Consider the following 26940-nt stretch of genomic DNA (forward strand, 5'->3'; position numbering starts at 1 on the left):
ACCATGCCTGCACCTCATGTGATCGCGGCTGTCCTCTGGGCAGTCATCCTCGGCTTTGCCGGCGGTATCCTGACCGAGATCGGACCCTGGTACCGCAATCTCAAGAAACCCGCCTGGCAGCCGCCGGACTGGCTGTTCGGCCCCGCCTGGACGGTGATCCTCGGGCTGGCGGCCTGGGCGGCGGTGCTCGCCTGGAACGGCGCGACCGACGAGACCGGCCGCATGACCGTGGTGGCGCTGTTCGCCACCAATTTCGTGTTCCACTTCCTCTGGTCGCCCCTGTTCTTCACCCGTCGCCGGCCCGACTGGGCGCTGATCGAGGTGCCTTTCCTGTGGGGCTCGGTCCTGGCTCTGACCATCGGGCTGCGCGACTTCTCGGTCCTCGCCAGCTGGCTGATCGTGCCCTACCTCGCGTGGGTCAGCTTCGCGGCCTGCCTCAACGTCGTGATCGTGCGCCTCAATGCCCCGTTCGGGCGCGAGCTGGCGCCGGCGTGATGGCCGGGACCGGCCGCGCGTGTCATCGCGCGGTCATGGCAGCGCCGCCGCAGTGACCGCGAACCGACGCGGTGCCGTCGCCGTTCCGCAACGTGCCTGCCACTGACGCTGCCTAGACGGGCCCCAACCAAGGGGGCCTGTCATGAACCGAATCGTTTGCCGCACCGTGCTTGCACGGACTTCGCTTGCCCTGGCGCTGTGCCTGGTCGCCCAGGCTCCGGCCCGGGCGGCCGCCACCGACGAGATCACCACCGACGAGACCGCCGCCGACGAGGCCACCGCCGGCGATGCCGCAGCGGCGGGCGAGGGCCTGACCGACATTATCGTCACGGCGCAGAAGCGCGCCGAGAACCTGCAGGACACGCCGATCTCGATTTCGGTGATGACCGCCCAGACCCTGGCGGACCGGCGCGTCATCTCGCTGCTGGACCTCGGTGACGGGGCGATCCCCTCGCTCAAGGTCGCGCCGTTCTTCTCGCGCCCGGGTGCGCTGATCGTGAACGTCCGCGGCGTCGGGGTGCTGTCGGATTCGAACCAGCCAGCGCGCGACCAGGGCGTGGGCATCTACATCGACGGGGTCTACATGGGCCGCGCCCAGGGGCTGGGCACGGCGCTGTTCGATGTCGAGAACATCGAGGTGCTCAAGGGTCCGCAGGGCACCCTGTTCGGCCGCAACACTGAGGGCGGCGCGGTGAACATCGTCACGCGCAAGCCCAGCGGCATCTACAAGCTCAATGCCACCGCGGGGATGGGCAACTATGGCTCCTATCGCGGCGAGATCCATCTCGACCTGCCGGCCTTCGCGAACATCAGCGTCAAGGTCGATGGCGTGCTGGCCAAGCGCGAGGCTTTCGTGAAAAATCCGCTGCCGGGCGCGCTGGGCTTCAACTCCTACGACAAGCGCGGACTTGCCCTGACCGCGCTGTGGGCGCCGAGCGACAGCTTCAGCGCGCAGCTGTCCTATGACACGTCCTACGACGAGACCAGCACGCTCTACATGCAGCAGCTCTCGGCCCCGACCGGTCTGCCCGCGGCACCGAGCGGATCGCCGGCGGTGCTGGCCAATACCCCGGCCGCCCTGTTCAAGATCGAGCCGCGGCGGTCGTCGGTCGCCGCGGTGGGCGTTCCGCAGCTGCCCAGCGTGGGCAAGGCCCATGGCTACCGGCTGGGCATGGAGCTCAAGCTCAACGCCGACCTGCGGCTGCGCTCGATCAGCTCCTATCGCGAACTCACCCAGACCCAGTGGGACAACGGCAATGCCAGTCCCGGCCTCCAGCAGGCCACGATCACCGCCGGGGTGCGACCGAGCTTCCTCAACTTCCAGTTCGCCCGCATGAGCGTTGCCCCCTTCCGGCAGAACCAGTTCAGCCAGGAGCTGCAGGTGATCGGCGAGCTGCCGCGCCTCAAGTACCAGTTCGGCGGTCTCTACTACCTGGAGCATGTCGAGGACGCTGCCCAGGCGTTCAACACCGCGCAGTTCACCGACGCGGCGGGCAGCGCCTACATCATCCGGGCGATCGACTACAACGCCCAGGTCATTCAGCGCGCCAGCTATGTCGAGACCACCAGCGTCGGCCTTTATGGCCAGGCGACCTACAATCCGCCGGTTGCGGGCGATCGCCTGCACCTGACGGTCGGCGCGCGCTATACCAGGGACAAGAAGAACGGCCTCCTGTTCACCGTGAACGGCGCCGCGCCGATCATTCCGATCAACGGGGTCAACGTGCAGGGCTCGATCCCGCTCAACGCCGCGTGGTCGCGCGTCGATCCGATGGTCAACCTCTCGCTCGACGCGACCGACGACGTGATGGTCTACGGCAAGTGGAGCACCGGCTACAAATCGGGCGGGGCCAGCTCGCGCTCGCTGTCGTACCGCCGGTTCGACCCCGAAACCGTCTCGATGTTCGAGATCGGCGCCAAGACCGAGTTCTTCGACAACCACGCCCGCTTCAACATCGCCGCCTACACCGGCACTTACAAAGGCATCCAGCTCGACTTTGCGGGTCTTTATGAAGACGTGATCAACGGCGTCCGCGTGGCCACCACGCGCACGACGCTCGAGGTGGTCAATGCTCCGGGCACGGGCCGGCTGAAGGGTGTCGAGGCGGAACTGACGGTTGCGCCGGTCGAGGGCCTGACCATGACCGCGAGCTATGCCTACAACAGCGTCAAGATCCCGCCCACGCTCAACCCCTTCCCGCAGGCCGGGGGGCAGCTGATCACCGTGCCGCTGCCGATCTACCAGGTCTACACCCCCGCCCACGCGGCGAGTGGCGCGATCGACTACGAGATGCCGGTCGGCCCGGGCGAGGCCAGCCTGCGCTTCCACCTCGATGGCAACTACGACGGCGGCTACTATGGCAGCTACACCGACTCCAACTACGACACCGTGACCCGCGCCGTGCGCTATGCCCAGCCGAGGGGCGATCGGGCGCTGGTGTTCAACGGCCGGATCGCGCTTACCGGTATCGTTCTCGGCACCACGGGCGCCCGCGGCACGGTCAGCCTGTGGGCGCGCAACCTCTTCAACGAGCAGCATGTTTTCTACAAGTCCGGCACGGCCCAGGCCGGTGTCAGCGGGTTCTTCAACGATCCGCGCACCTGGGGCGTCGAACTCAACGTGAAGATGTGAGGACCCGCCACATGACCTCTGTCGCCACCCGTTTCGGCCGCCAAGGCGCCGCCCTGCTTCTGGCCGCCTCGGCCATCGTGGCTCCAGCCCACGCCACCCCGCCGGGTGCGGCCACGGTGGAGCGCCATGCCGACCGGCTGCTGGTCAGCTGGGTATCCGACCGCCCGGTCGACGTGCTCCTCGCCAGCCGGCCCGAGGCACCGCTGGCCGAGGCGCAGCTGGTCTCGGCGGGCGATACCGACGGCCGGGCCGAGGCGCCGGCGGGCGGCACACAGCGCCGCTACGTGCTGCTGCGCAACACCGCCACCGGCGAGGTGACGCGGGCGGCCGAGCGGCTGATCCCGCTCGAGGCCGGCTCCAACTTCCGCGACATCGGGGGCTATCCCGCCGCCGACGGCAAGCGGGTGCGGTGGGGCGCGATCTACCGTTCGGGCGCGACCCCGCTGCTCAGCCCGGCCGACCGGACGCGGATCGCCGCGCTCGGGCTGACCAACCTGGTCGACCTGCGCTCGGACGAGGAGCGCCAGCTCGCGCCGAGCCGGATCGAGGACGTGCCCTACACCGCCGTCGGCTATTCCCTGGGGGCGATGATGGGCTCGGGCGAGGACATGGCGATGGACAAGGTCTACGCCCGCCTGCCCCAGACCATGGCCCCGCAGCTGCGCCAGATCTTCGCCAAGCTGCTCCGCCGCGAGGGCCCGCTGGCCTACAACTGCTCGGCCGGGCAGGACCGCACCGGCTTCGCCACGGCGGTGGTGCTGTCGGCGTTGGGCACGCCCTATCCGGTGATCGTCGAGGACTATCACCTCTCCACCCGCTATCGCCGCCCCGAATTCGAGATGCCCCGGTTCGATCCGGCACAGTTCCCGAACAATGCGGCCGCCCAGCTGTTCGCTCGCTTCCAGGCCGATCCGCGCGCGGCCGCGCCGCAGCCGCTCAAGACCGCCAGCGGCACGGCCTACCTCGATTTCGCCTTCGCCGAGCTGACCCGCCGCTGGGGCGGCGTCGACGGCTATCTGCGGCAGGAGCTGCGCCTGACCGACGCCGATATCGTCCAGCTGCGCCGGGACTACACCGAGTGACCGGCCGGGCGGAGGGGCCGGCGCGGCCATGCTGACCGCCCCGGCCGAGGCGCTGTCCACCCGCGCGGGCGACCGCATCGCCGCGGCGGTCGTCCGCGACAGCGCGCCGGTGACCGAGCGACTGCTTGATCGCCTGTTCGCCCGCCTGTTCCAGGGTCTGGTCTATGCCCAGATCTGGGAAGATCCGGTGGTCGACATGGCGGCGCTGGAGATTGCGCCGGACAGCCGGATCGTGACCATCGCCAGCGGTGGCTGCAATGCCTTGTCCTATCTCACCGCCAACCCGGCCGAGGTGATCGCGGTGGATCTCAACGCCGCCCATGTCGCGCTGGGCCGGCTCAAGCTCGCCGCCTTGCGGCATCTCCCGGGCCACGAGGCCCTACGCAGCCTGTTCGTCGCGGCCGACCGGCCCGACAATGTCGCGCTCTACCGGACCTGGCTGCGTCCGCAGCTCGATGAGGACAGCCGGCGCTACTGGGACGGCCGCGACGGGCTGGGCCGCCAGCGGATTGCCGGCTTCACCCGCGGCATCTACCGACGCGGGCTGCTCGGCCGGTTCATCGCCCTGGCCCATCTGTTGGCGCGCCTGCACGGGATCGACCCGCGCGACATCCTCACCGCCCGCTCGCTGGCCGAGCAGCGCGCGATCTTCTCGGCGCGGTTTGCCCCGCTGTTCGAGCGTGGCCTGATCCGCTGGCTGACCGCCCAGCCGGCCTCGCTGTTCGGGCTGGGCATCCCGCCCGCGCAGTACAGCGCGCTGGCCGGCGGGCAGCCGATGGCCGCGGTGCTGCGCCAGCGGCTCGAGAAGCTGGCCTGCGACTTTCCGGTCGCCGCGAACTACTTCGCCTGGCAGGCCTTCGCGCGCGGCTATGGCCAGGCCCCCGACGCGCCCCTGCCGCCGTGGCTGGAGGCGCGCCAATTCGCCGCGCTGCGCGACCGGATCGACCGCTGCTCGGTGCGGCAGGCCAGCATGACCGAATTCCTCCGCGGCGAGCCCGCGGCGAGCCTTGACCGCTACGTCCTGCTCGATGCGCAGGACTGGATGACCGACCTCCAGTTGACCGCGCTGTGGACCGAGATCACCCGTACCGCCCGGCCCGGAGCGCGGGTGCTGTTCCGCACCGCCGGCGAGGAGACGATCCTGCCCGGGCGGGTGCCGCACAACCTGCTGGGACGCTGGGCCTATTCGGCGGACGAGGCGCGCGACCTGATCCGCCGCGACCGCTCGTCGATCTACGGTGGGCTGCACCTCTACCGGCTGGCGCCATGAACGATGCGACCGGCGGGTCAGAAGCGGCCGGCCATGCCGTCCTGATGGACCGGATCTATCGCCGCCAGCGCCACATCTACGACCTGACCCGCAAGTATTACCTGTTCGGCCGCGACACCATGCTCGACAGTCTCGGCCTGCCCGGAACCGGGGCTGGCAGCGCAGTGCTCGAGATTGGCTGCGGGACGGGACGCAATCTCGCCCGGCTGCGGCGCCGCTGGCCCGGTGCTGCGCTGTTCGGGCTCGACATCTCGGCGGAGATGCTCGCTTCGGCGCGGGACCGGCTGGGTCCCGGCGCGGTGCTCGCCCGGGGCGATGCCGCCGGGTTCGACGCGCAGGGGCTGTTCGGACGCTCCCGCTTCGACCGGATTGTCATGCCCTATTGCCTGTCGATGATCCCGCCCTGGCGCGCAGCCCTGGACCATGCCAGCGGCCTCCTCGCGCGCAACGGCTCGCTCCATATCGTCGACTTCGGCGATCTGGCCGGCCTGCCTGGACCCCTGGCGGTGGGCCTGCGCCGCTGGCTGGGCCGGTTCCACGTCTCCCCGCGGAGCGACCTGATCGCCGAGGCCATGGCCCTGGCCGCGCGGCGCGGGCTGGCCTGCGCGGGCACCATGCACTGGGGCGGCTATTGGCAGGCGGTCACCCTGACCCGCCCGATCTGACCGGCCGGCCTGCCCCCTCCCGGCCCTGCGTGGCCGCGGTCCGGTGCTGTCCCGGCCCGGGGCACCCCGCAGGGCGGCCTTGCCCGCGCCCGGCCGGGCGGGCACCCTGCATCGCGCGCGAGGAGATGGAGCCCAAGCCATGAAGGTCGTGGCCTGTTACAGTTGCAAGGGCGGGGTCGGGAAGAGCACCCTCGCCGCCAACCTCGCCTGGGCGGCCGCGACTATCTCGGCGCGGCGGACCCTTCTGTGGGATCTCGACCCGCAGGGCGGCGGAGGGTTTCTGCTCGGGGTCGACCGCCCGCGCGGAGCCCAGGCCGCGGCCCGGTTCGAACAGACCAGCCTCGCGCGCGACGGGATCGTCCCGACCGCCTGGCCCCATCTCGATGTCCTGCCCGCCGATCCCAGCCTGCGCGGGGTCGACCGCCTGTTCGAGCGCCTGGGCAAGCGCAAGCGCCTGGCCCGGCTGACGGCGTCGCTGGGCGAATGGTACGACCGGGTGATCCTGGATTGCCCCCCGGTGATCAACGCGCTGAGCGAGCAGATCATCCGCGCGGCCGACGTGATCATCGTGCCGCTCACCGCCTCGCCGCTCGCTCGCCGCGCGCTCGACGAGGTGCTCGACGACCTGCGGCGCAACCACGGCCAGCACGCCCCGGTGCTGCCGGTCTTCGCGCTCTACGATGCGCGCCGGCGGCTCCATGTCGAGGCCCGCGCGGCCCATCCCGACTGGCCAGTGGTGCCGATGGCCAGTCTGGTCGAGCAGATGGCGGTACAGCGCAAGCCGATCGGAGCGACCGCGCCGCGCAGCCCCGCGGCCGAGGCGATCCGCAGCCTGTGGACCGGGATCGAACGCCGCCTGACCAGGGCTTGACCCGGCGGGCCGGCCGTGCGCCGTCAGTCGCTCTCGAGCGGGTCAGGCTCGATCGGGTTGGCCCCGCGCCGGTAGACCTCGCGCGTCGGCAACTGATCGTAGGGGGGCTGGCCGCCGAGGCTCTCGTAGAGGTCACGGCGCAGCACGGGTGCGGCGTCGCCGGCCGACCAGCCGACGCGCACGCAGTCCCCCAGCAGACGATCGCGTGTCCTGTACAAACCCCTAATCATCGGGTCCGCCATTAGGCTGGCTGCCGATTCGAATCCAGCGTCATATCAATGACATAATAGGGTCTCTTGGCTGTCGGACGCGATGCGGATGGCCGCTCAGCGCCGCTCCAGCGCGGCCCGTACCTTGCCCCAGGAGACCAGTTTGAAGTTCTGCGCGGCGGGCGCGTTGCTGCCGTCCTGCGCGATGAACAACCCCTGCGGAAAGCGGGACCCGAAGGGCCGAGGATCGAGCGCGATGCCGTCGGTCTCCTCGGTGCTGCCGAACTTGCCGGCGGCGATCCGGAACCGTCCCGCCGGTTCCAGCCCGGGCAGACGGAACAGGGCATAGGCATTGTCGCCCTGGCTCGAGGCGACCAGCCAGCCGCCGCGCGCGCCCACCGGGGCCAGGGCCAGCCCCTCGACATCGGCAACGAGATGGCGTCCGTCGACTGCGGCCACCAGGGTGCCGTTGCGGTCGGTCTCCGCGGTCGAGAAGGCCCAGATGCCGCGGTCCTCCTCGCCGACATAGAGCGTGCCGCTGCGCGGATCGACCACGCAGCCCTCGGTCTGGGTCGGCAGCTGCAGGCTGCGCACGATCGTGCCGCTCACGCCGGTGCCGGCCAGGGTAAGCCGCACCTGATGGATCGCCCCGTGCTTGAGCACCGAGAAGGCATCGATCCCGGCGCCGTGGGCGACCAGGCACACGCCATAGGCCTCCCCTGCGCCGCCCCCGGCCTGGCCCAGCGTGGCCAGCTTGCCGGTTGCGGGATCGAGCCGGTAGACCAGCAGGCGGGCCTGGGTCTCGTCATTGCGGTCACTCGCCACGACGATGATCCCGGCGGGTCCGAGATCGAGCAGGTCGACGTTGTTGACCCGCCCGGCCGCGACGAAATCGCGGACCGTGCCGTCGAGGCCATAGACATAGAGGCCGGCGCGCTTGTCGGTGGCGACGATCAGACTGGCGGCCGGGCGCCGCGGATTGCGCCAGATCGCCGGATCGTCGGCGGCGTCGACCGCCGCGGTGCCGACCGGCCGGGTCTCGGCCGTGGCGGCGACATTCACCGTCTGGCCCGTCCCGCCCGGCGCGGCGGCGAGCGCCGAGGCGGCAAGCAGGCCCGCCACGGCGGCACAGACTGCCCCCCGCCGCATCAGAAGGTGACCCGCACGCCGCCGGTGAAACGCCGGCCGAACCGCTCCCATTCGATTGTCTGGTTGCGGATCATGCCGGTCGGCGTGCCGCGGGCGGTCAGGATGCCCGAGGGATCGGAGAAGCGGCGGCCCGGCTGGTTGAGGAGGTTGGCCGCGTCGAAGTAGATCTCGAAATGCTTGTTGATCGCATAGCGCGCCGAGAAATCCATTTCGTCGTCGGCATCCCAGTAGGTGTCACCGGCATCGGTGTCGTCATCGGCGATCGAGTCGAGCCACAGGCTGCGGCGCTGGTACTGCAGGCGCAGCGACAGGCCGTACTTCTCGTAATAGACCCCCAGGTTGTAGACCGCGTCGGACGTGTTGGGCAGCCGCACCTTGCGTTCGGGCACCGACAGGGTGGCGCCGTTGAAGAACGCGGGCTTGGTCACCTCGCTGTCATTGAGCGTGAGGTTCGCGCTGATCCCGAAGCCGCCCATCCAGCCCGGCAGGCCGATGGCCTCGGTCCAGGGTTCGAGCTGGAGCTGCGCCGCGACCTCGACACCGAACAGCCGCCCGTCGCCGCCGTTGAGGATGCCCGAGTAGAAGTAGGGCGAACGGTCGATGCCGTTCGAGTTGAGCGCATCCGAGCCGAAGGTCCGCCGGGTGGTGTAGATCACGTCCGACACCTTCTTGTAGAAGGCGCCGATCGAGATGTAGCCCTGCGGGCGCACGTACCACTCGAAGTACGCGTCCACGCCCTTGGCCCGCTCCGGCTTGATCGCCGGGTTGCCGCCCGAGATGGTCTGGGCGAGATCGTTGAACGAGATGTTGGGGCGGATCTGGTCGTAATCGGCCCGCGCGGCGCCGGTGTTGAACGACAGGCGCAGCTTCTTGCTGTCATCGACGTTGTAGTTGAGGTGCGCGCTGGGGAACACCAACGTCTGGTCGACATTGCTGGTGATCAGCGTGCTGACCCCGTTGGCGATGCCGTTGGCGATGCCGCGGTTCGCCACCTTCTCGACCCGCACGCCGCCGACCAGCGAGCCCCAGTCATAGCGCAGCGTGCCCATCAGGAAGCCGGCGTAGACCCGCTCGCGCACGTCGTAGTAGTTCGCGGCGACCGGGGCAAAGGCATAGAGCTCGCGCGCCTTGTCGCCCACCGCGGCCATCTTGCGGTTGTCGAAGTAGTTGAAGGTGTAGCCCATCGGCAGCTTGCCCTGGAAAGGCTGGCTGAGCGCGAACTGGGTGTAGTCGGTGGGCAGCCCGATCGCCGCGAGCCGGGCGGTGTCGGTGACCGGGATGGTGAGGTTGCGCTCGTCCACCACCTTGCCGCGCTGGTCGAACTGGAAACCGGCCTTGAACGTCGCCTCGCCGCCCAGCAGCGACAGCGTCTTGGCGATCACCAGGCGCCCGGTGAAGGCATTGGTGGTATCGACCGCATCGAGGAAGGTGATGGCGGTGAGCGGCTTGGTGAAGCTGTCGATCGCGGTCACCTGGGTGCCGGCCTGGAACCGCGTCGGGCTGGCGAGCTGGGTGGTGTTGTACAGCGTCAGCAGCGCGACCCCGGGATTGGTGAAGTCATAGCCCACGGTGGGCCGCAGGGTGCGGGTCGAGGGGCTTTCCCACGAGGCCTCACCGGTCACGGTGCGATCGTCCTTGGACTGGGTGTAGTTGCCCAGCCAGTTGATCGACCAGCCGTCGCCGAAGCTGTGCTTGCCTTCGAGCGTGTTGGTCAGGATCGACTGCTTGAACGCGCGCAGGGTCGAGCGCTGGCGGATGTCGATGCCGTAGATCGTCCCCTGGGTGGGGGTGTTGCCGATGCAGATATCGGCATAGCCGCTGGTCGACGGGGTCGGGTTGACCGTGGTGGTGCAGGCGGCGGTGTTCGGCACCAGATCGCCCTGCCGGTCGTCGAGGTCGAAGCGGTAGTTGTCGCGCGCCTCGTCGTCGGTGAAGATCGTGTAGATCGAGCGCAGCGAGATCTGGTTGTCGTCGTCGGCCTTCCAGTCGAGCCGGCCCGAGAGCGACCAGTTCTTGCGGGTCAGGCGGTAGAGCTTGTTCTCGGTCTCCTGCACCCAGTAACGCGTCGCCGCGCCGGGGCGGGTGTCCTGCGCCACCCGCTCCCAGTCGTGCTCGAAGTTGTCGGTGATCATGTTGCGTTCGTAGTAGCTGCCCGAGACCAGCACCCCGAGCTCGCCCGAGCCCAGCGGCAGGCGCTGCGAGAGCACCAGCGAGCCCTCGTATTCCGGCCGCTTGCCATATTCGGCCTGGCCGTAGCCGGCCTTGGCGGCCAGGTGGAACCCGTCATAGTCGAAGGCCGAGCGGGTCACGACGTTGACATTGCCGGCCACGGTCTCGCCCGGCATGTCCGGGGTCACCGCCTTGCTCACGATCACCTGCTTGGCGATCGCCGAGGGGATCGAATCGAACCGCGCATCGCGGCCTTCCGGGCTGACCACGTTGATCCCGTCGAACGACAGGGTGGTCCAGGTCTTGGGTGCACCGCGCAGCGAGATGTAGCGCGCCTGGCCCTGGTCGCGCTCGACCGCGACGCCCGGCAGGCGGCTGGTCGCCTGGGCGATGTTCTGGTCGGGCAGCCGGCCGATCCCGTCCGAGGCCAGCACGGTAACCAGCGAATCCGAGCGCTTCTGCACCTCGAGCGCGGCCGCTTCGGATTCGGCGATGGGCCGGCTGCCGGTCACGACGATCGTGTCCGCAGCCTCGTCGGCGCCGGCTTCGGCTTCCACCGCCAGGGCGCTCCCGGCATGGAGCAGGCAGCCGGCGGCAGACGCCAGCAACAGGCAACGCGGCGCAAGACCGCGCGAACGATCGACCAGACTCATTGTGATAGCTCCCCTGAACATGTCCGTTCGGCAATGTTGCGGCTGCTAACGGGTCTGTGTTGCGCTCCGGCGTCAGAGGCGCGACAGCCATCTGTCAGCCGTGTCATGCCACGGCCACACACCCTGATCGCGCGGGCGGTCGACTTTCCCCGGGCGCGCCCCTAAGCTCGCGCGATGGGCACGGTGCACAAGTTCAAGCGGCCGCCGAAGAACCAGCGGCAGTTCCAGGGATATCGGCCCGGCGGGCCGGAAGATCCGCGCGGCCGCGGACCGCGGCGGCTGCGTGACTGGCAGAAGAGCCTGCTCGCCTGGACCGGGCTGGTGCTGGTCGCCACCGGGCTGTGGGCGCTGGGGATCACCCTCTAGCCCCCACGACCGGGGTCATGGCGGCAGGCGCGCCGCTCAGGCGGCGACGCGGACGGGCTCTGGGACCGGCGCGGCGGGCGATTCGGTCCCGGCGGCCTCCACCGCCACGGGCAGGGCCACGATGGGCGGCGCGACCGGAGAGTCGGCCAGAGGCGCAGCCTGCAGCCCGACGCTGAAGGCGCCGCTGCGCTGCTGCGCGCCCCAGCGCACGGTGATGCCGTGCAGCGCCGCGGCGACCGCGTGGACCACCACCGCATAGAGCAACTGGCGATAGCCGAACCGCATGGCCAGCAGCCGCAGCACCGGCAAGCGCCCTTCGCGGCCGTCGATCCGGTAGGCCAGCCAGCCGCAGGCGCATTCCACCAGCGCCAGCGCCAGCCACAGGGCGACCATGCGGGTCAGGTCCTGCGCCATCACCCCCCAGCCGTGGTTGAGCGTGCTGACCGCCGCATCGAGCAAGCCGAGCACCAGCGCCAGATCGATCACCGGGGCGAGCAGGCCAAGCGCGATCTGGAACAGCCAGGCCTGCGGCAGCCCGAACCAGGCGAGGCCGCGCGGCTGGCCGCGGGCGATGACTGCGGCGTGCTTCCACAGGCACTGGAGCGTGCCGAAGGCCCAGCGGTAGCGCTGGCGGAACAGCGCCCGCAGCGTTTCCGGTGCCTCGGTCCAGGCGATGGCGGCAGGCTCGCAGGCGACCCGCCAGCCGGCCCGCTGCACCGCGATGGTCAGGTCCTGGTCCTCCGCCAGGGTATCGGCAGGATAGCCGCCCACCGCGTCGAGCGCGGCCCGGCGCCAGGCTCCCACCGCGCCGGGCACCACCGTCACCGCGCCCAGCGCCTCGAGCGCGCGCCGTTCGAGCGCCTGGGCAGTGGTGTATTCGATCGCCTGCCAGCGGGTCAGCCAGTTCACCCGGTTACCGATCTTGGCATTGCCGGCCACGGCGCCGATCGCCGGATCGGCGAACCATTCGGTCAGCTTCATGATGGTGTCAGGTTCGAAGCGCGTATCGGCATCGAGCGCGACGATGACATCGCCCTTGGCGATCGCCAGGCCGTGGTTGAGCGCGCGGGCCTTGCCCCCGTTCTCGAGCGTCAGCAGCGTGACGCGCGGATCGTGCCCGAACGCCTCGCGCACGATCGCGCTGGTCCGGTCGGTCGAGCCGTCGTCGATCACGATGATTTCCACCCGCACCCCCTGCGTGGCGAGCGCGCGGCGGACCGAGGCCTCGATCACCCGGGCCTCGTTGAAGGCCGGGATCAGCACTGAAACGAAGCGCGGGACGAGGTGCGGCGGAGCCGGTGCGCGGTGCCGCCCGCGCGCGACCCGGCGGGTCTGCCACAGGGCCAGCGCGGTGAGCAGCAGCACCCGGCCGAGCCCCAGCGCAATCGCGGCGGTGAACAGCCAGCCCAGCGCCTGGCGGCCGATCCGCAGGCTGTCGAACAACAGGCCATGCCGGTCCGCGCCAGCCTCGGCGGTGGCGGGAAGCAGGGGCATCGCCTGGTCGCGGCTCAGCCCGGCGAGGGTCGAGACCGGCACGAACTGATAGCCGCGCGCGCGCAGTTCGCGGATGATCACCGGCAATGCGGCCAGCGTCGCGCTGCGATCGCCGCCCGCGTCGTGGAGCAGGATGATGCGGCGTGCCTGACCGGGGGTGCCGGATTCGACCTGCGCGATGGTCCGCGCGGCGATGGTCCGGGCGTCGGTCGTTGCCCAGTCAAGCGGATCGACGTTCAGCCCCACGGTCAGATAGCCGAGCCGCGCGGCGATCTGCGCGACCCGCAGCTCGGCGGCGGTGTCGGGATCGGCGTCGCCCAGATAGGGTGCCCGGAACAGGTGCATGGAACGCCCGGTATAGCTTTCGACCAGGCGCTGGGTGGCATTGATCTCGAGTTCCACCGCAGCGTCGGGCAGCCGATCGAGATTGGCATGCGTGGTCGAATGGTTGGCCAGCTCCGAGCCCTGCGCCACGATCCGCCGGACCAGCGCCGGCTGGTCAAGCACGTGGATGCCGGTGACGAAGAAGGTCGCGGGAACCCCGTGCCGGGCCAGCACATCGAGGATTTGCGGGGTCCAGTGCGGATCGGGGCCATCGTCGAAGGTCAGGGCGACCTGGCGCGGAGCATTGCCGCGCCGCTCGACCAGGTGGCCATGGGAGAGGCGATCGTAGCGCGCCGCGCGGATCAGGCCGGCGGCATCGAGCACGACGCTGCGCGTGCCGCTTTCGGGTGGGGCGGTGAGGCGCAGGATCTCGCCCGAGCCGCGCAGCTCGATCCCCGCTTCGGCGGGCAGGCGGCGAAGCGCGGCCAATGGTGCACCGGTGCCGGCGCGGGCCGCGGCCAGCACCGGCCAGAAGCCGGGATCCTCGCTGCCGAGCCGCCACAGGGCCACCCCGGCGGGACGCAGCGCGCGCAAGGCGTGAAGCTGGTTCCACGCGCTCAGCGCATCGAGCAGCCAGATTTCGCGGCGGCGCCCGGCCTCGACATAGGCCAGCCCGGTATTGCCGCTGGCCGGGTCGAACTGTGGCCGGCTGCCGGCCCGGGCGGCACGGGCCCAGGCCTCGGGCACGGTGATCGAATCGGCCAGGGGCTGGCCCTCGGCCCAGTCGAAGGCATAGCTGCCGACCGCGACGATCGCGCGCCCGGCACCGGTGCGCGCCACGGCCTGCGCGACCACCCGGGCATACCACGCCTGCGAGGCGATCGGACCGGGCGCGCCCGACTGCCAGTGCTCGTCATAGGCCATCAGCACCACCCGGTCGGCCGCGCGGGCATAGGCGCCGAGGTCCCAGCTCGGGTCGGCCACAGGGGCGGCGAGCATGACCGGGGTGGGCGCCCCGCCGCGCGCCGCACCGAGCCTGACGCGGGCCTCGCCAAGCAGCGTGCGATAGTGGGCGTGGGCCGATACGGGCAGGTTCTCGAGGTCGAACAGCACGCCCGCGGCGCCATGGCGCTGCATCGCCGCGGCCACCCGGTCGAGCAGCAGGCGGCGGCGCGCGGGGCTGGCGAGCAGACGCGCCATGTTCACGCCGTCCCACCCGGTCTCGCTGTCGTTCTGGATCATCAGCAGCAGCCCGGTCCCCGGGCTGGTCGCCATGATGTCACGCAGGGCCGGATCCTCGGCCTCGATCCAGCGATGCTCGCGCCCGCGGACCGAGACCATGCCCGCGGCCACCCAGCGCAACGCGCCGACATGGGCGCGCAGCGAGCGGCGGCTGGCCTCGTCCCACGGCATGTAGAAACCGAGCGTCTCGGCCGCGGCCAGGGCGGCGGGCGGCGCAGTCGGGCCAGCGGCGGCCGGCAGCCAGGGACCGGCCGATTCCGTCGATGTCGGTCGGACGACGGGCACGGCCCGCGTCTGAACCCCTGCCTGCACCGGCGAAAGCAGCGGCGCGGGACGGGGCTCGAGGGCCGTGATCGTGCGGACAAACAGTCCAAGGGCCCCTACCAGGATGAGCAGCAGCCCGAGCCCGAGCCGGCGGACATGCCGGCCCCGCCGTCCGGTGGGATCGTGAAACACTTGAAACTGCACGTACCTGCCCTGCCGGTTGCGACCCTGTGGGAGACGCATAGCGGCAGGGGGCTGCAGACAGCTTAGGGCCACCTTTGCACAAAGCCCGCCTCCGCCGTAAACGCGCTGTTAAGGGCTTGGCAGAGGAGCACGTCGGGCTCGGGCCGTGGCGATCAGTGTGCGGAAACCTCCGCCTTGCGGGCCTTGATGGCCCGGGCGATCATCTGCCGGGCGCGGACCCCACCCTCGTCGATCCGATAGGCCGACAGCTTGAGATCGGGGTTGGCGCGGATGGCGGCCTGCTGGGCCTCGAGGATCACCTTGTCCTCGGCGAAGACGCCGCCCTGCCCGCGTTTGAACCGCGCGGTGAAGCCCGGATCATCGACATCGAACTTGCGGGCCATGCCCCAGAAGTAGTGATGGCTGGTCTCGGTTTCAGGGGTCATGAAGTCGACCACAATGCCGCGCGCACCCTGGTCATGGTCCTCCAGCGTTGCGCCGGCCCCGACCGGTGCCACGCCGACATCGATCATGACCGCCGCCGGCAGGACAAAGCGGCAGATCTGCCAGCGATCGACCAGTCCGGGGAGCTTCAGGGCATCGCGCCAGAACGGTGGCGCCTCGATGCCGGGCATCCAGCGCGAGACCACCACATCCTCTCCTTCCACCCGCGTCTCGATCGGGGCTTCCATGATTTCAGGCTGCCCGATCGAACCGGCATGGACGTGGGTCTCATGCGTCAGGTCCATCAGGTTGTCGATCATCAGGCGATAGTCGCACTCGACGTGGTAGTAGTCGCCGTCAAAGGTCCAGCCGGGTTTCGAACAGGGCCACAGGTTGGGGATCAGGGCAGGGTCAGCCTTGGCCTTGTCGCCGATCCAGACCCAGACCATGCGATGTCGCTCGTGGGTCACAAAGGTTTCGGCGCAGATCCGCCGGTTCACGGGGTCGGTCCGGATCGGCATCTCCTGGGCGACGCCATCCGGGCCAAGCAGCAGGCCGTGATACTTGCAACGGATGCCGTCACCCTCGCGCAGGCCGATCGAAAGCGGCAGCAAGCGGTGCGGACAGGCATCGCGCATGGCCACGACCGACCGATCGAGCTTGCGGTAGAACATCATCGGCACGCCGCAGATGGTGCGCGACAACGGCTGCGTGTCGACCTCGGCATCCCAACCGGCGACGTACCACGCATCGGTCAGCCAAGTGGTCACAGTCCGCCCCCCATGCCCGAACGGCGCCGTCCTTGCGGCTGGCATACCAAAACGGATCGACTCATCGGCAGGTTCCCTTCCCCGCAGTCGCGGACCGCCCGGGTCCGGGCGGACGGCGCGTTGTTTGATATAAAGAATAGCAAACATATTGCTATTGTAAATAGCGTTTCGCTGGCGATGGGCCATCCTCTGGGGCAATGGATCGACACCCCCGGTGCGAACGGATACAACCCGCGCCGGGGAACAGGACCAGGCCAAGTGGCCGGCCAGCCGAGGGGAGCGCGCAGGTGTTCGAGAAGCATGCGACCAACGCGGTGTCCGCCGATGGGCGGCTCGACTACTGGAACAGCCTGGTGGCCGGCCTGTTTCCGGGCATGACCGTGGACGGCCCCGCCGATATCGAGGCCAGCTGGAGCGCCTGCCGGCTGGGCGCATTCGGCCTGAACCAAGCCTTGTCGCAGCGCGCGACCGTGCGCCGCTGGGCCGGTCATGCGCCCACCCTGTCGGACGGCCGCGGCCTGATCCATTTCCAGTCCAGCGGCTTCAGTGCCACCGCCCAGCGCGGGAACAATGCCGCGTTGTTTGCGGGCGATCTGACCTTCTGCGCCGCCGATGAGCCCTACGAGATCGAAATCTCCCAGCGCAACGCGATGTATGTGCTCGACTTTCCCTGGTCCACGCTGGAACGGCTAGGCGCCCGGCCCGGCCTGGTGCTGCGCCACCAGATCCCCGCCGTGGGCGTGCTGCGCGGCTTCATCGGCGCGATCTTCGCCCAGAAGTGGCAGGGCACCCTGCCGCGGGAGGACAGCGACGCCCTGGGCGAGGCCCTGCTCCACCTCCTCGGCAACGCCCTGCGCGGACAGGCCAGCGCCCCGCTGCAGACAGCGCTGCACGAGCGGCTGCTCGCCTTCGTCGAGGACAACCTGGGCAACGGCGCGCTGCGCACCGGGGCGATCGCCCAGGGCCTGGGCGTGCCGGTCCGCGAGGTGCAGCTGGCCTTTGCCGAGATGGCGACCACGGCGAGCGACTACATCAACGGCCGCCGCCTGGCGCTGGCCTCGCATCGCCTGCGCCATGGACGGGGCGGCGCCTCGCTCAGCGATCTCGCCTATGAGCTGGGCTTCGCCGATGCCGCGCACTTCAGCCGGCGCTTCCGCGAGCGCTTCGGCGAACCCCCCAGCAGCTACGCCCGCCGCTTCCGGCGCTGACGTTCGTTCAAGCCGATCGCGGCCAGGCGTTCAAGACAAGTATTGCTATAGAAAATATCGTTCCTCCCAAGCAGGCGGCCCAGCCGCTGCCAAGGGGAGAGCAACGATCATGAAGCAGCATCTGCTGGCCACCGCCGCGCTTGTCGCCACGCTGGCCGCCACCACCGCCCAGGCCCAATCCGCCCAGACCCAGTCGGCCGCGACCGAAACCGGCGGCGAGGACAGCCCGATTGGCGAGATCGTGGTCACCGCCCAGAAGCGTTCGGAGAACGTGCAGAACGTCCCCATCGCGATCAGCGCCTTCACCGCCACTTCGCTGCGCGAACGCTCGGTCACCTCGGTGTCGTCGCTGTCGGCACTGGCGCCCAACGTCAACCTCGATGGCGGCACGCCGTTCTCGGGTTCCTCGGCCGTGCTTTCGGCCACGATCCGCGGCATCGGCTCGGACGACTTCGCCTTCAACATCGACCCCGGCGTGGGCATCTATCTCGACGGCGTCTACCTGGCCCGGACCGTCGGCGCCAACCAGGACCTGCCCGACGTGGAGCGGGTCGAGGTGCTCAAGGGCCCGCAGGGTACGCTGTTCGGGCGCAACACCATTGGCGGCGCGATCAGCATCGTCACCCATGATCCGGGCAAGGAGTTCAAGGGCAGCTTCGACGTCACCACCGGAAGCTACAATCTGGTCAAGGTGCGCGCGACGGTTGACGTGCCGCTGTCCGACAGCCTGTTCTCGTCGCTCACCGCGGCCAGTCTGAACCGGCAGGGCTTCCTCAAGCGGATCCCCTTCCCCGACCAGCGCGCCGGCAATTCCGATCCGTTCACCCGCTTCGCCAACGCCGGCTACGCCAGCGCCTCGCGCGAGAGCGGGGATGCCAGCGTCAGCCTGCGCGGCAAGCTCAAGTGGGACAATGGCGGGGCGGTCACCGCCACGCTCTCGGCCGACTATACCCACCAGGACAGCTCTGGGCAGGCGACCAAGCTGCTCGGCGTCTACCCCTCGATTCCGGGTCCGTTCGCCGGCACGGCCAACCTCCCCGGCACCGCCTTCGATCCGACCGCGAGCACCGGCTTCCTGTTCGCCGGGCTGTACAACTTCTGCATCGGCAGCACGCCGGCGCAGATCGCGGCGCGCAATGCCCAGGCGCTGTGCGGACCGCGCGGCACGCAGTTCAACCCGCGCTATCAGCTGCCCGGGCTGGCCAGTGTGAACGTCGACGCCAACCCGCTTAACGACCGCCTGCCATGGGATGGGCGCTTCCTGCTGTCCGATCCCGACCTCAGCTATGCCACCGGCCCGAGCTTCAACCAGCTGACCGCCTGGGGCCTGGGCGGGACCGTCCAGGCCGAGGTCAGCCCCGACCTGACCGTCAAGTCGATCACCGCCTACCGCAACACCCGGTGGAAGGCCGGCGTCGATGCCGACGGCTCGCCGTTGTCGTTCCTCGAGCTGACCTTCACGCAGAACCAGTGGCAGTTCAGCCAGGAGCTGCAGCTGCTCGGCAAGGCCTTCGACAGCAAGCTCAACTACGTGCTGGGCGCCTATTACTTCAAGGAAAAGGGGAACCTGCACGACTACGTCAACTTTGCCGAAGGGCTGCTCCAGGTCGACGGACCCAACAGCTTCGACACCGAGAACTGGGCCGCCTTCGGCCAGATCGACTTCCGTCCCAGCGACCTGCTCGGCTTCACCGTGGGCGGGCGCTACACCCGCGAGCGCAAGCTGTTCATCGGTGGTCAGCAGGATCTGAACGGCGGCAACTACAAGCTGTTCGGCTGCGCCGCCGGCGATGGCACGATCGCGCCCTTCGGCAACTTCCCGCTGGCCCCGCCGGTCGGCGCCGGCGGGCCGCCCTGCTTTGCCGCGCTGTCATTCCCCACGGCGGCCAATCCGGTGCAGATCTATGTCCCCGGCGAGAACCGCAAGACCTTCTCCGACTTCTCGCCGAAGGTCGGCATGCAGCTGCATCCGACGCGCGACGTGATGGTCTACGGCTCGTGGTCGCGCGGCTACAAGACCGGCGGCTGGACCACGCGCCTGACCAACCCGCAGGGCCAGGTCGCCCCCGATTTCAACGAGGAGCGGGCCAGCACCTTCGAGGCGGGGATCAAGTCGAGCCTGCTCGACCGGCATCTCCAGCTCAACCTGTCGGCCTTCACCACGGCCTATCAGGGCGTGCAGCTCAACATCCAGATCGGCACCTCGCCGACCATCGCCAATGCCGGCGACGCGCGGATCAAGGGCTTCGAGGTGGAGATGGTCGCCGCGCCGGTCCGCGGGCTGACGATCAACGCCGCGCTCGGCCATATCGACGCGCGCTACACCGCGCTGCAGCCCGCCGCGCTGGTCAACGCCAGCCCGATCCCGGGGATTCAGGCGGGGATCTTCGTCGGCGCGCCACTGCCCAAGACCGCGAACTGGAAGATCAACGTCTCGCCGCGCTACGAATACGGCCTGGGCAACGGCGGGTCGATCGTGCTGATCGGCGACTGGACCCATACCACCGAGGTCTGGAACGATGTCGCCCGGGCCGTGCTGCTGCGCCGTCCGACCAATGACATCGTCAACGCCAGCATCGCCTACAACGCGCCCGACGAGCGCTGGTCGCTGACCGCCGGCGGGACCAACCTGACCGCCACGCGCTTCCTCACCAGCGGCAATCTCAACCTGGCGGACGGTGCGGCCTTCGGCACCTTCAACCGTCCGCGGGAATGGTACCTGCGGTTCGGGATGACCTTCTGATGGGGACGCCGGCCATCGCCGCGGTCAGCCGCACCGCCGGAGCGCCCCCGGTGCTCGAACCGGTCACGGTCGACGATCCGCGGCCCGGCGAGGTGCTGGTCCGCCTGGTCGCCACCGGGATCTGCCATACTGACATGGTGATGCGGGACGGCCACCTGCCCGTGCCCATGCCGGTGGTGCTGGGCCACGAAGGCGCCGGGCACGTGGTCGCCGTCGGCGCCGGGGTCAGCCATGTCGTCCCGGGCGACGCGGTGGTCCTGTCCTTCGCCAGCTGCGGCGCCTGCCCGTCGTGCAGCGCCGCGGCCCCGGCCTACTGCCATGAGTTCGTGCCGCAGAACTTCCTCGCCACCCGGCCCGACGGCTCGACCGGCCTGACCGACAGCGCCGGGCCGGTGCACAGCCACGTCTTCGGCCAGTCCTCGTTCGCCACGCACTGCCTCGCCCTCGCCCGCAACACGGTCAAGGTCGATGCCGATCTGCCGCTTGACCTGATGGGACCGCTCGGCTGCGGCTTCCTGACCGGCGCGGGCGCGGTGTTCCATGCGCTCGACGTGCGGCCGGGCGACAGCCTCGTCGTGCTTGGCACGGGGGCGGTCGGCATGGCGGCGATCATGGCCGCGAAGATCCGCGGCGCCGGCCGGATCGTCGCGGTCGACCGCGCGGCGGCGCGGGTCGAGCTGGCCCGGTCGCTCGGCGCCAGCGAAGGCGTGGTGGCGGACGGGCGCCCCCTTGCCGGGCACGGCCTTGCCGGGATCGATCACGTGCTCGACACCACCGGGCACGTGCCGCTGATCGAGCAGGCGATCCTCACCCTCGCCCCGCGCGGACAGGCCGGGCTGCTTGCGGCCTTCGCGCCGGGCCAGTCGCTGTCCCTGGATCCGGCCTTCATCATGAGCGCCGGACGGGTCGTGCGCGGCATCGTCGAGGGCTCGGCCGATCCCCAGGTGCTGATCCCGCAACTGATCGCCCACTGGCGCGCCGGCCGGTTTCCGATCGAGCGCCTGACCCGGTTCTACCCTTTCGCCGCCATTGCCGAGGCGATCGCCGCGGGCGAGAGCGGCGCAGTGATCAAGCCGATCGTGCGGATGTGACCGTGGACCACCCGCTGCACCTGCTGATCGATGGCCGCCTCGTCGCGGGGGCCGGGCGGCTGCCCGGTCCGGCCTGACCCCGCCGGGCGCCCGCCCGGCCGTTTCGCGCTTGCCAGCGGCGAGTGGCTGGGTCAGTCACCGGGGAACGGCCAGATCACGGAGCGGACCAAGGATGACAGGCTTGAAACCGGGATACCGAGACCTGTGGCGCAGCGCAGCGTTCGGCCTTGCCCTCGCTGCGGCGCTGCCGGCCGGCGCCACGCCGACCCCGGTGCTGGTGCGCGTGATCAGCCAGGACGCCAAGTTCATCGGCGACCACACCGGCGGGGCGGCCGTGGTGCTGCGTGATGCGGAGAGTCAGGCCGTGCTGGCCGAGGGGCGGACGCGCGGCGGTACCGGCGACACCGGCCTGATCATGCAGGCCACGGGCCGCAGTCCGCGCCGCGCGACCCCCGACACGGCCGGCTTCTCGGCCGTGCTCGAGATCGACCGTCCCACCCTTGTCCGGCTCGAGGTCCAGGGGCCGCTTGACCGCCCGGGTTCGGCCGTGCGCATCACCGCCGAGCGCTGGATCATGCCGGGCGAGCCGGTCACCGCCGGCGACGGCTGGGTGGTCGAGCTGCCCGGGCTGGCGGTCACCCCCACGGTCAGCCTGACCGGCGGGATGCTCGCGGTCTCGGCGCAGGTCGAGCCGCTGTGCGGCTGCCCGATCGCTCCGGGCGGACTGTGGCCGGCCGCGGACTACCGGGTCAGCGCCAGCCTGTGGGCCGGCAACCGCCGGCTCGCCGAGGTGCCGCTGGCCTTCACCACCGCGCCCGGCGGCTTCAGCGGCCAGGTTCCCCTGCCCCCGGGTCCGCCCGCGACGCTGATGATCTTTGCCCGCAACCTCGTCACCGGGGCGAGCGGGCTGGGCCGGATCGCGGTGCCTGCCGCGGCGGCGGGAGCGCGCAGCGCCCCCTGATCGGCCGGCGCGTCAGCCCGCGGGCAGAGCCAGCACGACCTTGACCCCGGCCGCGGCCAGGATGTCCGCCAGCTCGGGAGGGACCGCATCGGTGACGAGCACGTCGATCCGCTCGAGCCCGCAGACGATCGTGCCCGACTGGGTGCGGAACTTGCTGCTGTCGACCAGCAGGATCACCTGCTCGGCCCGCTCGATCAGGCGGCGCTCGGCGGCCACCAGCACGACGTCGGCCTGCATGATCCCCTGCGGCCCGACCGCGGCGGCGCCCATGAACAGCTTGGGCGCGTGGAAGCGCGGCATCGATTCCTCGCCCGCGGCGGCGAGGATGATGTTCTGCTCGCGGAACACCGAACCCGAGGGCACGAGCAGGCCGGTCCCCTCCTGCGGCAGCAGCGCCTCGACGATGTGCAGCGAGTTGGTCAGGACCTGGCAGCGCAGTCCGGCCAGGTGCGGGCACATCTGCAGCGTGGTGGTGCCGCCGTCGATCATGATCCCCTCGCCCGGCTCGACCAGCGCGGCGGCGGCCTTGCCGATCGCCTGCTTGGCGGCGGTGTTGAGCTGGATCGACTGGCTGAACGGGGTGCCGACCAGCACCGGGCCGGGATCGCTCCCCTCGGGGCGCTTGGCCCCGCCGTGGACGCGGACGATCCGACCCGCCTCCTCCAGCTTGGCCAGGTCGCGGCGGATCGTGGCCGGCGAGGCCTGCAGCAGCCGCTCGAGTTCGCGATAGGAGACGAAGCCGGTCGGCCCGAGGGCCTCGACGATCAGCCGTTCACGCTCGGCCGCGTGCATGCCCGTCCCCTTGTGTTGCCCCGTGCCTCAGCTTCCCTGCCGCTCGGCAGCGAGTTGTTCAAGCGATTTGCCCTCGTTGCGCGGCGCCCAGATCGTCCCGACCACGCCGCTGATCACGAGGAAGGCGGTGAGGATCCAGGCCAGCTCGGTGAAATTGCTGGCCGCCAGCGAGGGTACGGCCAGGCTCCAGATGCCCAGGCCGATCCGGACGATCGCAAAGGCCAGGCCCTGCGCGGTCGAGCGGATCGCGGTAGGGAACATTTCGGCGCTCCACAGCTGGAAGAAGCTCTGCGCCCCGAACCCGCCAGCCACGCCCATGATCACGATATGGATGATCACCACCTTCAGGGTGAAGCCGAAGATCGCCAGCAGCGCCATGCCGATCACGTGCAGGAGCGCCGACAGCGCGAACAGGCTGCGCTGGTTGACCCGGTCCGAGAGGCGCATGAACACGAACCAGATCGAGAGCATGCCGATAAAGAAGTAGCTCGCGGGGACGACGGTGGCCGCCCATTCCGGCAGGTTGTTCTGCTTGATCAGGTAGGGCGTGAAGAAGCCGTTGTAGCCGGCCCACAGGTTCCACATCCCGTACATCGTCACGAGGTAGAGCACCGCGCCGAGATGGCGAAGGGTCAGCACGTCGCTCCAGCCGGAGGTCTTGCCGCCGGTGCTGGCCTGCAGCTCCTCCCAGCGTTCGCTTTCCTTCATGCGGCTGCGCAGGAAGGTGAGCCCGAGCGCCAGCACGGCGAGGTGGATGAACAGCCACCGCACGCCGGAAATGCCGAAGGGGGTCAGGAAGTAGCCGGCCACCAGCACGGCGACGGGGCCAAGGTACCAGAGGATCTGGGCTACCCCGGAATGGGCGCCGCGGGCATCGTCGGGGGCCTGTTCGGCGATCAGCGACCACGAGGCCGGAATGTCCGCGCCAACCGCGAGGCCGACTAGCAGGAAGCCGGTGATGATCATCCACGGCGCGGCCGCGAAGATCAGGAAGATCATGCCGAAGGCGTAGAACAGCATGTCGTACTGGTAGATGGTCTTGCGCCCGAACAGGTCGCACAGCCGCCCGCCGATCAGCGCGCCAACCCCGGCCGAAATGGCATTGGCCGAGAAGGCGCCGATCAGCCCGATGAAATTGTCGGAGAGATTGTACTGTTCCTTCCACAGCGCCAGCGCGACCGAGCCCGACACGATCGAGCCGGCGTCGATGTAGTTGGCCAGCCCGGCAAGCACAGTGTTGCGCCAGGGCTCGTCTTGCGTCCCTTTGGCATGGGGCACCGTGGTGGTCATCGTCAGGCTCTCCCGGCCAGGATTGTAGGGTCGATTTCGGCGATGCGGGTGGTCCCGGTCAGCGCCATGGCGATGCGCATCTCGGCCTCGATAATGCGCAGCATGTGGCTCACTCCGGCCTCGCCGCCGGCCGCCAGGGCATAGGCCCAGGCGCGGCCGAGCAGCACGCCCTTGGCGCCGAGCGCGAGCAGGCGGACCACGTCCAGCCCCGAGCGCACGCCGCCATCGGCCAGCACGGTCAGGCGATCACCCACCGCCTCGGCGATCGGCGGCAGGGCCCGGGCGCTCGACAGCACGCCATCCAGCTGCCGCCCGCCGTGGTTCGACACGACGATGCCGTCGGCGCCCAGTTCGGCGGCCTCGCGGGCATCGGCGGGGTCCAGGATGCCCTTGATGATCAGCGGCCCCGACCATTCCGAACGGATGAAATCGAGATCGCGCCAGTTGATCGAAGGGTCGAAATTGCCCCGCATCCACGCGAAGAAATCCTCGATTCCGGTGCGCCCCTGCAGCACCGGGGCGACATTGCCGAGCGTGTGCGGGCGGCCGAACAGGCCAACGTCCCAGGCCCAGCGCGGCCGGACCGCGGCCTGGGCGGCACGCCAGGCCGCGCCGCGCAGGCCCGGCGCGCCGGCCAAGCCAGTGTGATAGTCACGGTAGCGGCTGCCCGGCACCGGCATGTCGACCGTGAAGACCAGCGCCGAGCAGCGCGCCGCCACGGCCTGGGCCATCAAGTCGCGCATGAAGCCGCGGTCGCGGATCATGTAGAGCTGGAACCAGAACGGCCGGCTCGCCGCCGCGGCAACCTCGGGCAGGGCGCAGGCGCTGACCGTGGAGAGGGTGAAGGGAATCCCCGCCTGCTCGGCCGCGCGCACCGCCTGGCATTCGCCCCGGCGGGCGTTGAGCCCGGCGAGGCCGATCGGCGCCAGCGCCACCGGCAGCGCCTGTCGCTGCCCGAACAGCTCGGTCGAGAGGTCGAGCGCGGAGACGTCGCGCAGCACCCGCTGGCGCAGCGCCAGGTCGGCCAGGTCGCTGACGTTGCGGCGCAGGGTGGTCTCGGCGTAGGAGCCGCCGTCGATGTACTCGAACAGGAAGCGCGGCAGGCGGCGGCGCGCGGCCTCGCGGAAGTCCGCGATCGAGGCGATGATCATGCAGGGGTCTCCAGCCGGCCCGCCACCGCGGCGCTCCAGGCCGCGCGGTAGGGGGCGAGATCATGGTCGAGCGGCGCCACGCGGACCAGCTCGCCGGCCGGGCACAGCGCCGGATCGATCAGGCGCAACGCGCCGAACGAGACATCGTTGTGGGCATTGGCCGTATAGACCGCGCAGCCGGGGCGCAGCGCCGCCAGGGCGCGGACGAAGACCTCGGCCTCGGCGAAGCGGCCTTCGACCAGGATCCGGTCGCGCGCGCCGATCAGGTCCAGCGCGGCATCGGCCACCAGCGCCGCGTAGAGGCAGGCCGCGGCGCGGCGTTGGTACCAGTCCTCCGGGCGCTGGACGAAGGTGAAGCGCCCCGCCGGGAAGGGTCCGCAGCCCGGCGCCAGCGTGGGCAGGATCATTGCCCCCGCGGCCAGGACGGCCGGCACGGCGGCGAGCAACGCCGGCTGGTCGGGCTTGATATCGACCCGGCGGGTGTCGAGCTCGATCAGCGTCTCGATCTCGCGCCCGCCCATGAACCGCGCCGAGGGGACCGGCCGGCCGAAGGCATCGACATTGACCAGGCAGTCGCGCGCCTCGGGCAGGCCCGCAGTGTCCACCGGCGCGGCCGGCAGGCGCATGGCGATGAACCAGGTCCCGGTCGAAAGCACCGTGGCCTCGTGCCCGGCGATCTCGGCAAAGCCCCGCGCGGCAAGCAGCGCGGCATTCGAATCGTGCAGCCCGGCATGGACCACGACCTCGGCCGACAGCCCGGTGCGCGCTGCCAGTTCGGGCCGCAGCGGTCCGACCACCGCGCCTGCCGGCACGACCGGCGCGAACCGGTCGGCCCAGCCCCGTCGCTGCGCCAGCGGCGAGAAGCGTCCTTCGGCCGGGCACCACAGGTCGGAATGGCAGCCCAGGCTGGTGACTTCGCTCACCGCCCGCCCGGTCAGGAGCCAGGCCCAGTACTGCGCCCAGGGCACCAGCGTGGCGCGGGCCATCGCCGCGGGGTAGAGCTGGTCGAGCCAGAACAGCTGGGTGCCGATGTTCAGCCCGTCGGGCAGGGCGGGCGAGCCGGTGCGGGCGAAGGGATCGCGCTCGGCGCGGTAGGCGGCCAGCACGGCGGGCGGGATCACCTGCTCGTAGTCGAGCGGCGGAAAGGCCGCCGCGCCGTCGACCAGCGCGACCACCCCGGCGCCGTGGCCGACCGGGATGATCCGTTCGACCGGGTGCCCGGCGAAGTCCGCCAGGGTTTCGACCAGCCAGTCGGCAATGCCGCCCAGGTCGAGCCGGCGCACCCCGTCGGTCGCGACGAGCCGGTTCGGCCGGACCTTGCGGTCGACCATCCGGCCCGCTGCGTCCCACAGGCTGACCTTGCTCAGCGTCTTGCCGAGATCGATGACGATGGTGGCGCCCGTGCTCAAGCGCGTCTCTCCC

General features: G+C 70.3%; 20 protein-coding genes. 11 read left to right on the top strand and 9 right to left on the bottom strand.

Features of this window, described 5'->3' with window-relative positions:
• Nucleotides 1-3: 3 nt before the first annotated feature.
• The 6 genes from H7F53_RS01290 (at nt 4) to H7F53_RS01315 (ending at nt 7015) form a co-directional block, all read left to right on the top strand.
• Nucleotides 4-495 carry a TspO/MBR family protein gene (locus H7F53_RS01290; RefSeq protein ID WP_185677651.1) on the top strand — a complete coding sequence of 164 codons (492 nt, stop codon included), beginning with the start codon at nt 4-6 and terminating at the stop codon, nt 493-495.
• A gap of 142 nt (nt 496-637) precedes the next feature.
• Nucleotides 638-3127, top strand: coding sequence for a TonB-dependent receptor (locus H7F53_RS01295; protein WP_221773503.1), 2490 nt, complete (start codon nt 638-640; stop codon nt 3125-3127).
• Nucleotides 3128-3138: 11 nt separating this feature from the next.
• Nucleotides 3139-4209, top strand: coding sequence for a tyrosine-protein phosphatase (locus H7F53_RS01300; RefSeq protein ID WP_185677652.1), 1071 nt, complete (start codon nt 3139-3141; stop codon nt 4207-4209).
• Between the two features lie 28 nt (nt 4210-4237).
• Nucleotides 4238-5479, top strand: coding sequence for a BtaA family protein (locus H7F53_RS01305; RefSeq protein ID WP_185677653.1), 1242 nt, complete (start codon nt 4238-4240; stop codon nt 5477-5479).
• The gene (locus H7F53_RS01310) at nt 5476-6144 is read left to right on the top strand and encodes a class I SAM-dependent methyltransferase (protein WP_246438383.1); all 669 of its coding nucleotides are present in this window, start codon (nt 5476-5478) and stop codon (nt 6142-6144) included. Before H7F53_RS01305 ends, H7F53_RS01310 begins: the two co-directional genes overlap by 4 nt.
• A gap of 139 nt (nt 6145-6283) precedes the next feature.
• Complete coding sequence (locus H7F53_RS01315) at nt 6284-7015, top strand: ParA family protein (protein WP_185677654.1); 732 nt, start codon at nt 6284-6286, stop codon at nt 7013-7015.
• 23 nt (nt 7016-7038) lie between these two features.
• On the opposite strand, the gene H7F53_RS01320 is transcribed toward H7F53_RS01315, so the two are convergent.
• The 3 genes from H7F53_RS01320 to H7F53_RS01330 all read right to left on the bottom strand — a co-directional run bounded on the left by H7F53_RS01320 (nt 7039) and on the right by H7F53_RS01330 (nt 11195).
• A complete protein-coding gene (locus H7F53_RS01320; RefSeq protein ID WP_246438386.1) occupies nt 7039-7233 on the bottom strand; it encodes a hypothetical protein in 195 nt (64 codons plus the stop codon).
• A 108-nt stretch (nt 7234-7341) separates the two neighbouring features.
• Nucleotides 7342-8373, bottom strand: coding sequence for a phytase (locus H7F53_RS01325; RefSeq protein WP_185677656.1), 1032 nt, complete (start codon nt 8371-8373; stop codon nt 7342-7344).
• Nucleotides 8373-11195: a TonB-dependent receptor gene (locus H7F53_RS01330; RefSeq protein ID WP_185677657.1), complete on the bottom strand. Its 2823-nt coding sequence runs from the start codon at nt 11193-11195 to the stop codon at nt 8373-8375. The genes H7F53_RS01325 and H7F53_RS01330 overlap by 1 nt, the downstream gene beginning before the upstream one ends.
• A 174-nt stretch (nt 11196-11369) precedes the next feature.
• On the opposite strand from H7F53_RS01330, the gene H7F53_RS01335 reads away from it, so the two are divergent.
• A complete protein-coding gene (locus tag H7F53_RS01335) occupies nt 11370-11561 on the top strand; it encodes a hypothetical protein (RefSeq protein WP_185677658.1) in 192 nt (63 codons plus the stop codon).
• 36 nt (nt 11562-11597) lie between these two features.
• On the opposite strand, the gene H7F53_RS01340 is transcribed toward H7F53_RS01335, so the two are convergent.
• The gene (locus H7F53_RS01340; RefSeq protein WP_185677659.1) at nt 11598-15089 is read right to left on the bottom strand and encodes a glycosyltransferase; all 3492 of its coding nucleotides are present in this window, start codon (nt 15087-15089) and stop codon (nt 11598-11600) included.
• Between the two features lie 152 nt (nt 15090-15241).
• Nucleotides 15242-16282 (bottom strand): Rieske 2Fe-2S domain-containing protein, encoded by a 1041-nt coding sequence (locus H7F53_RS01345; RefSeq protein ID WP_343061843.1) that lies wholly within the window; start codon nt 16280-16282, stop codon nt 15242-15244.
• A gap of 287 nt (nt 16283-16569) precedes the next feature.
• Between H7F53_RS01345 and H7F53_RS01350 the strand changes: the two genes are divergently transcribed.
• The 4 genes from H7F53_RS01350 (at nt 16570) to H7F53_RS01365 (ending at nt 22285) form a co-directional block, all read left to right on the top strand.
• On the top strand, nt 16570-17490 hold the full coding sequence (locus H7F53_RS01350) for a helix-turn-helix domain-containing protein (RefSeq protein WP_185677660.1): 921 nt from the start codon (nt 16570-16572) through the stop codon (nt 17488-17490).
• A 109-nt stretch (nt 17491-17599) separates the two neighbouring features.
• Nucleotides 17600-20233 carry a TonB-dependent receptor gene (locus tag H7F53_RS01355; protein ID WP_185677661.1) on the top strand — a complete coding sequence of 878 codons (2634 nt, stop codon included), beginning with the start codon at nt 17600-17602 and terminating at the stop codon, nt 20231-20233.
• Nucleotides 20233-21324 carry an NAD(P)-dependent alcohol dehydrogenase gene (locus H7F53_RS01360; protein ID WP_185677662.1) on the top strand — a complete coding sequence of 364 codons (1092 nt, stop codon included), beginning with the start codon at nt 20233-20235 and terminating at the stop codon, nt 21322-21324. The genes H7F53_RS01355 and H7F53_RS01360 overlap by 1 nt, the downstream gene beginning before the upstream one ends.
• Nucleotides 21325-21505: 181 nt before the next feature.
• Nucleotides 21506-22285, top strand: a complete 780-nt coding sequence (locus tag H7F53_RS01365; protein WP_185677663.1) for a hypothetical protein — start codon at nt 21506-21508, stop codon at nt 22283-22285.
• A 12-nt stretch (nt 22286-22297) separates the two neighbouring features.
• Here H7F53_RS01365 and H7F53_RS01370 read toward each other — a convergent pair whose 3' ends face one another.
• The 4 genes from H7F53_RS01370 to H7F53_RS01385 are packed head-to-tail and all read right to left on the bottom strand — an operon-like array spanning nt 22298 to nt 26927.
• Entirely contained in the window at nt 22298-23077 is a 780-nt protein-coding gene (locus H7F53_RS01370) for a DeoR/GlpR family DNA-binding transcription regulator (protein ID WP_185677664.1), read from the bottom strand.
• 27 nt (nt 23078-23104) lie between these two features.
• Complete coding sequence (locus H7F53_RS01375; protein WP_185677665.1) at nt 23105-24367, bottom strand: MFS transporter; 1263 nt, start codon at nt 24365-24367, stop codon at nt 23105-23107.
• A gap of 2 nt (nt 24368-24369) precedes the next feature.
• Nucleotides 24370-25518, bottom strand: coding sequence for an FMN-dependent L-lactate dehydrogenase LldD (gene lldD / locus H7F53_RS01380; RefSeq protein ID WP_185677666.1), 1149 nt, complete (start codon nt 25516-25518; stop codon nt 24370-24372).
• Nucleotides 25515-26927 carry an FGGY-family carbohydrate kinase gene (locus tag H7F53_RS01385; RefSeq protein ID WP_246438387.1) on the bottom strand — a complete coding sequence of 471 codons (1413 nt, stop codon included), beginning with the start codon at nt 26925-26927 and terminating at the stop codon, nt 25515-25517. The genes lldD and H7F53_RS01385 overlap by 4 nt, the downstream gene beginning before the upstream one ends.
• Nucleotides 26928-26940 lie beyond the last annotated feature (13 nt).

The sequence above is a fragment of the Novosphingobium piscinae genome, from assembly GCF_014230355.1.
Taxonomy (GTDB): Bacteria; Pseudomonadota; Alphaproteobacteria; order Sphingomonadales; family Sphingomonadaceae; genus Novosphingobium; species Novosphingobium piscinae.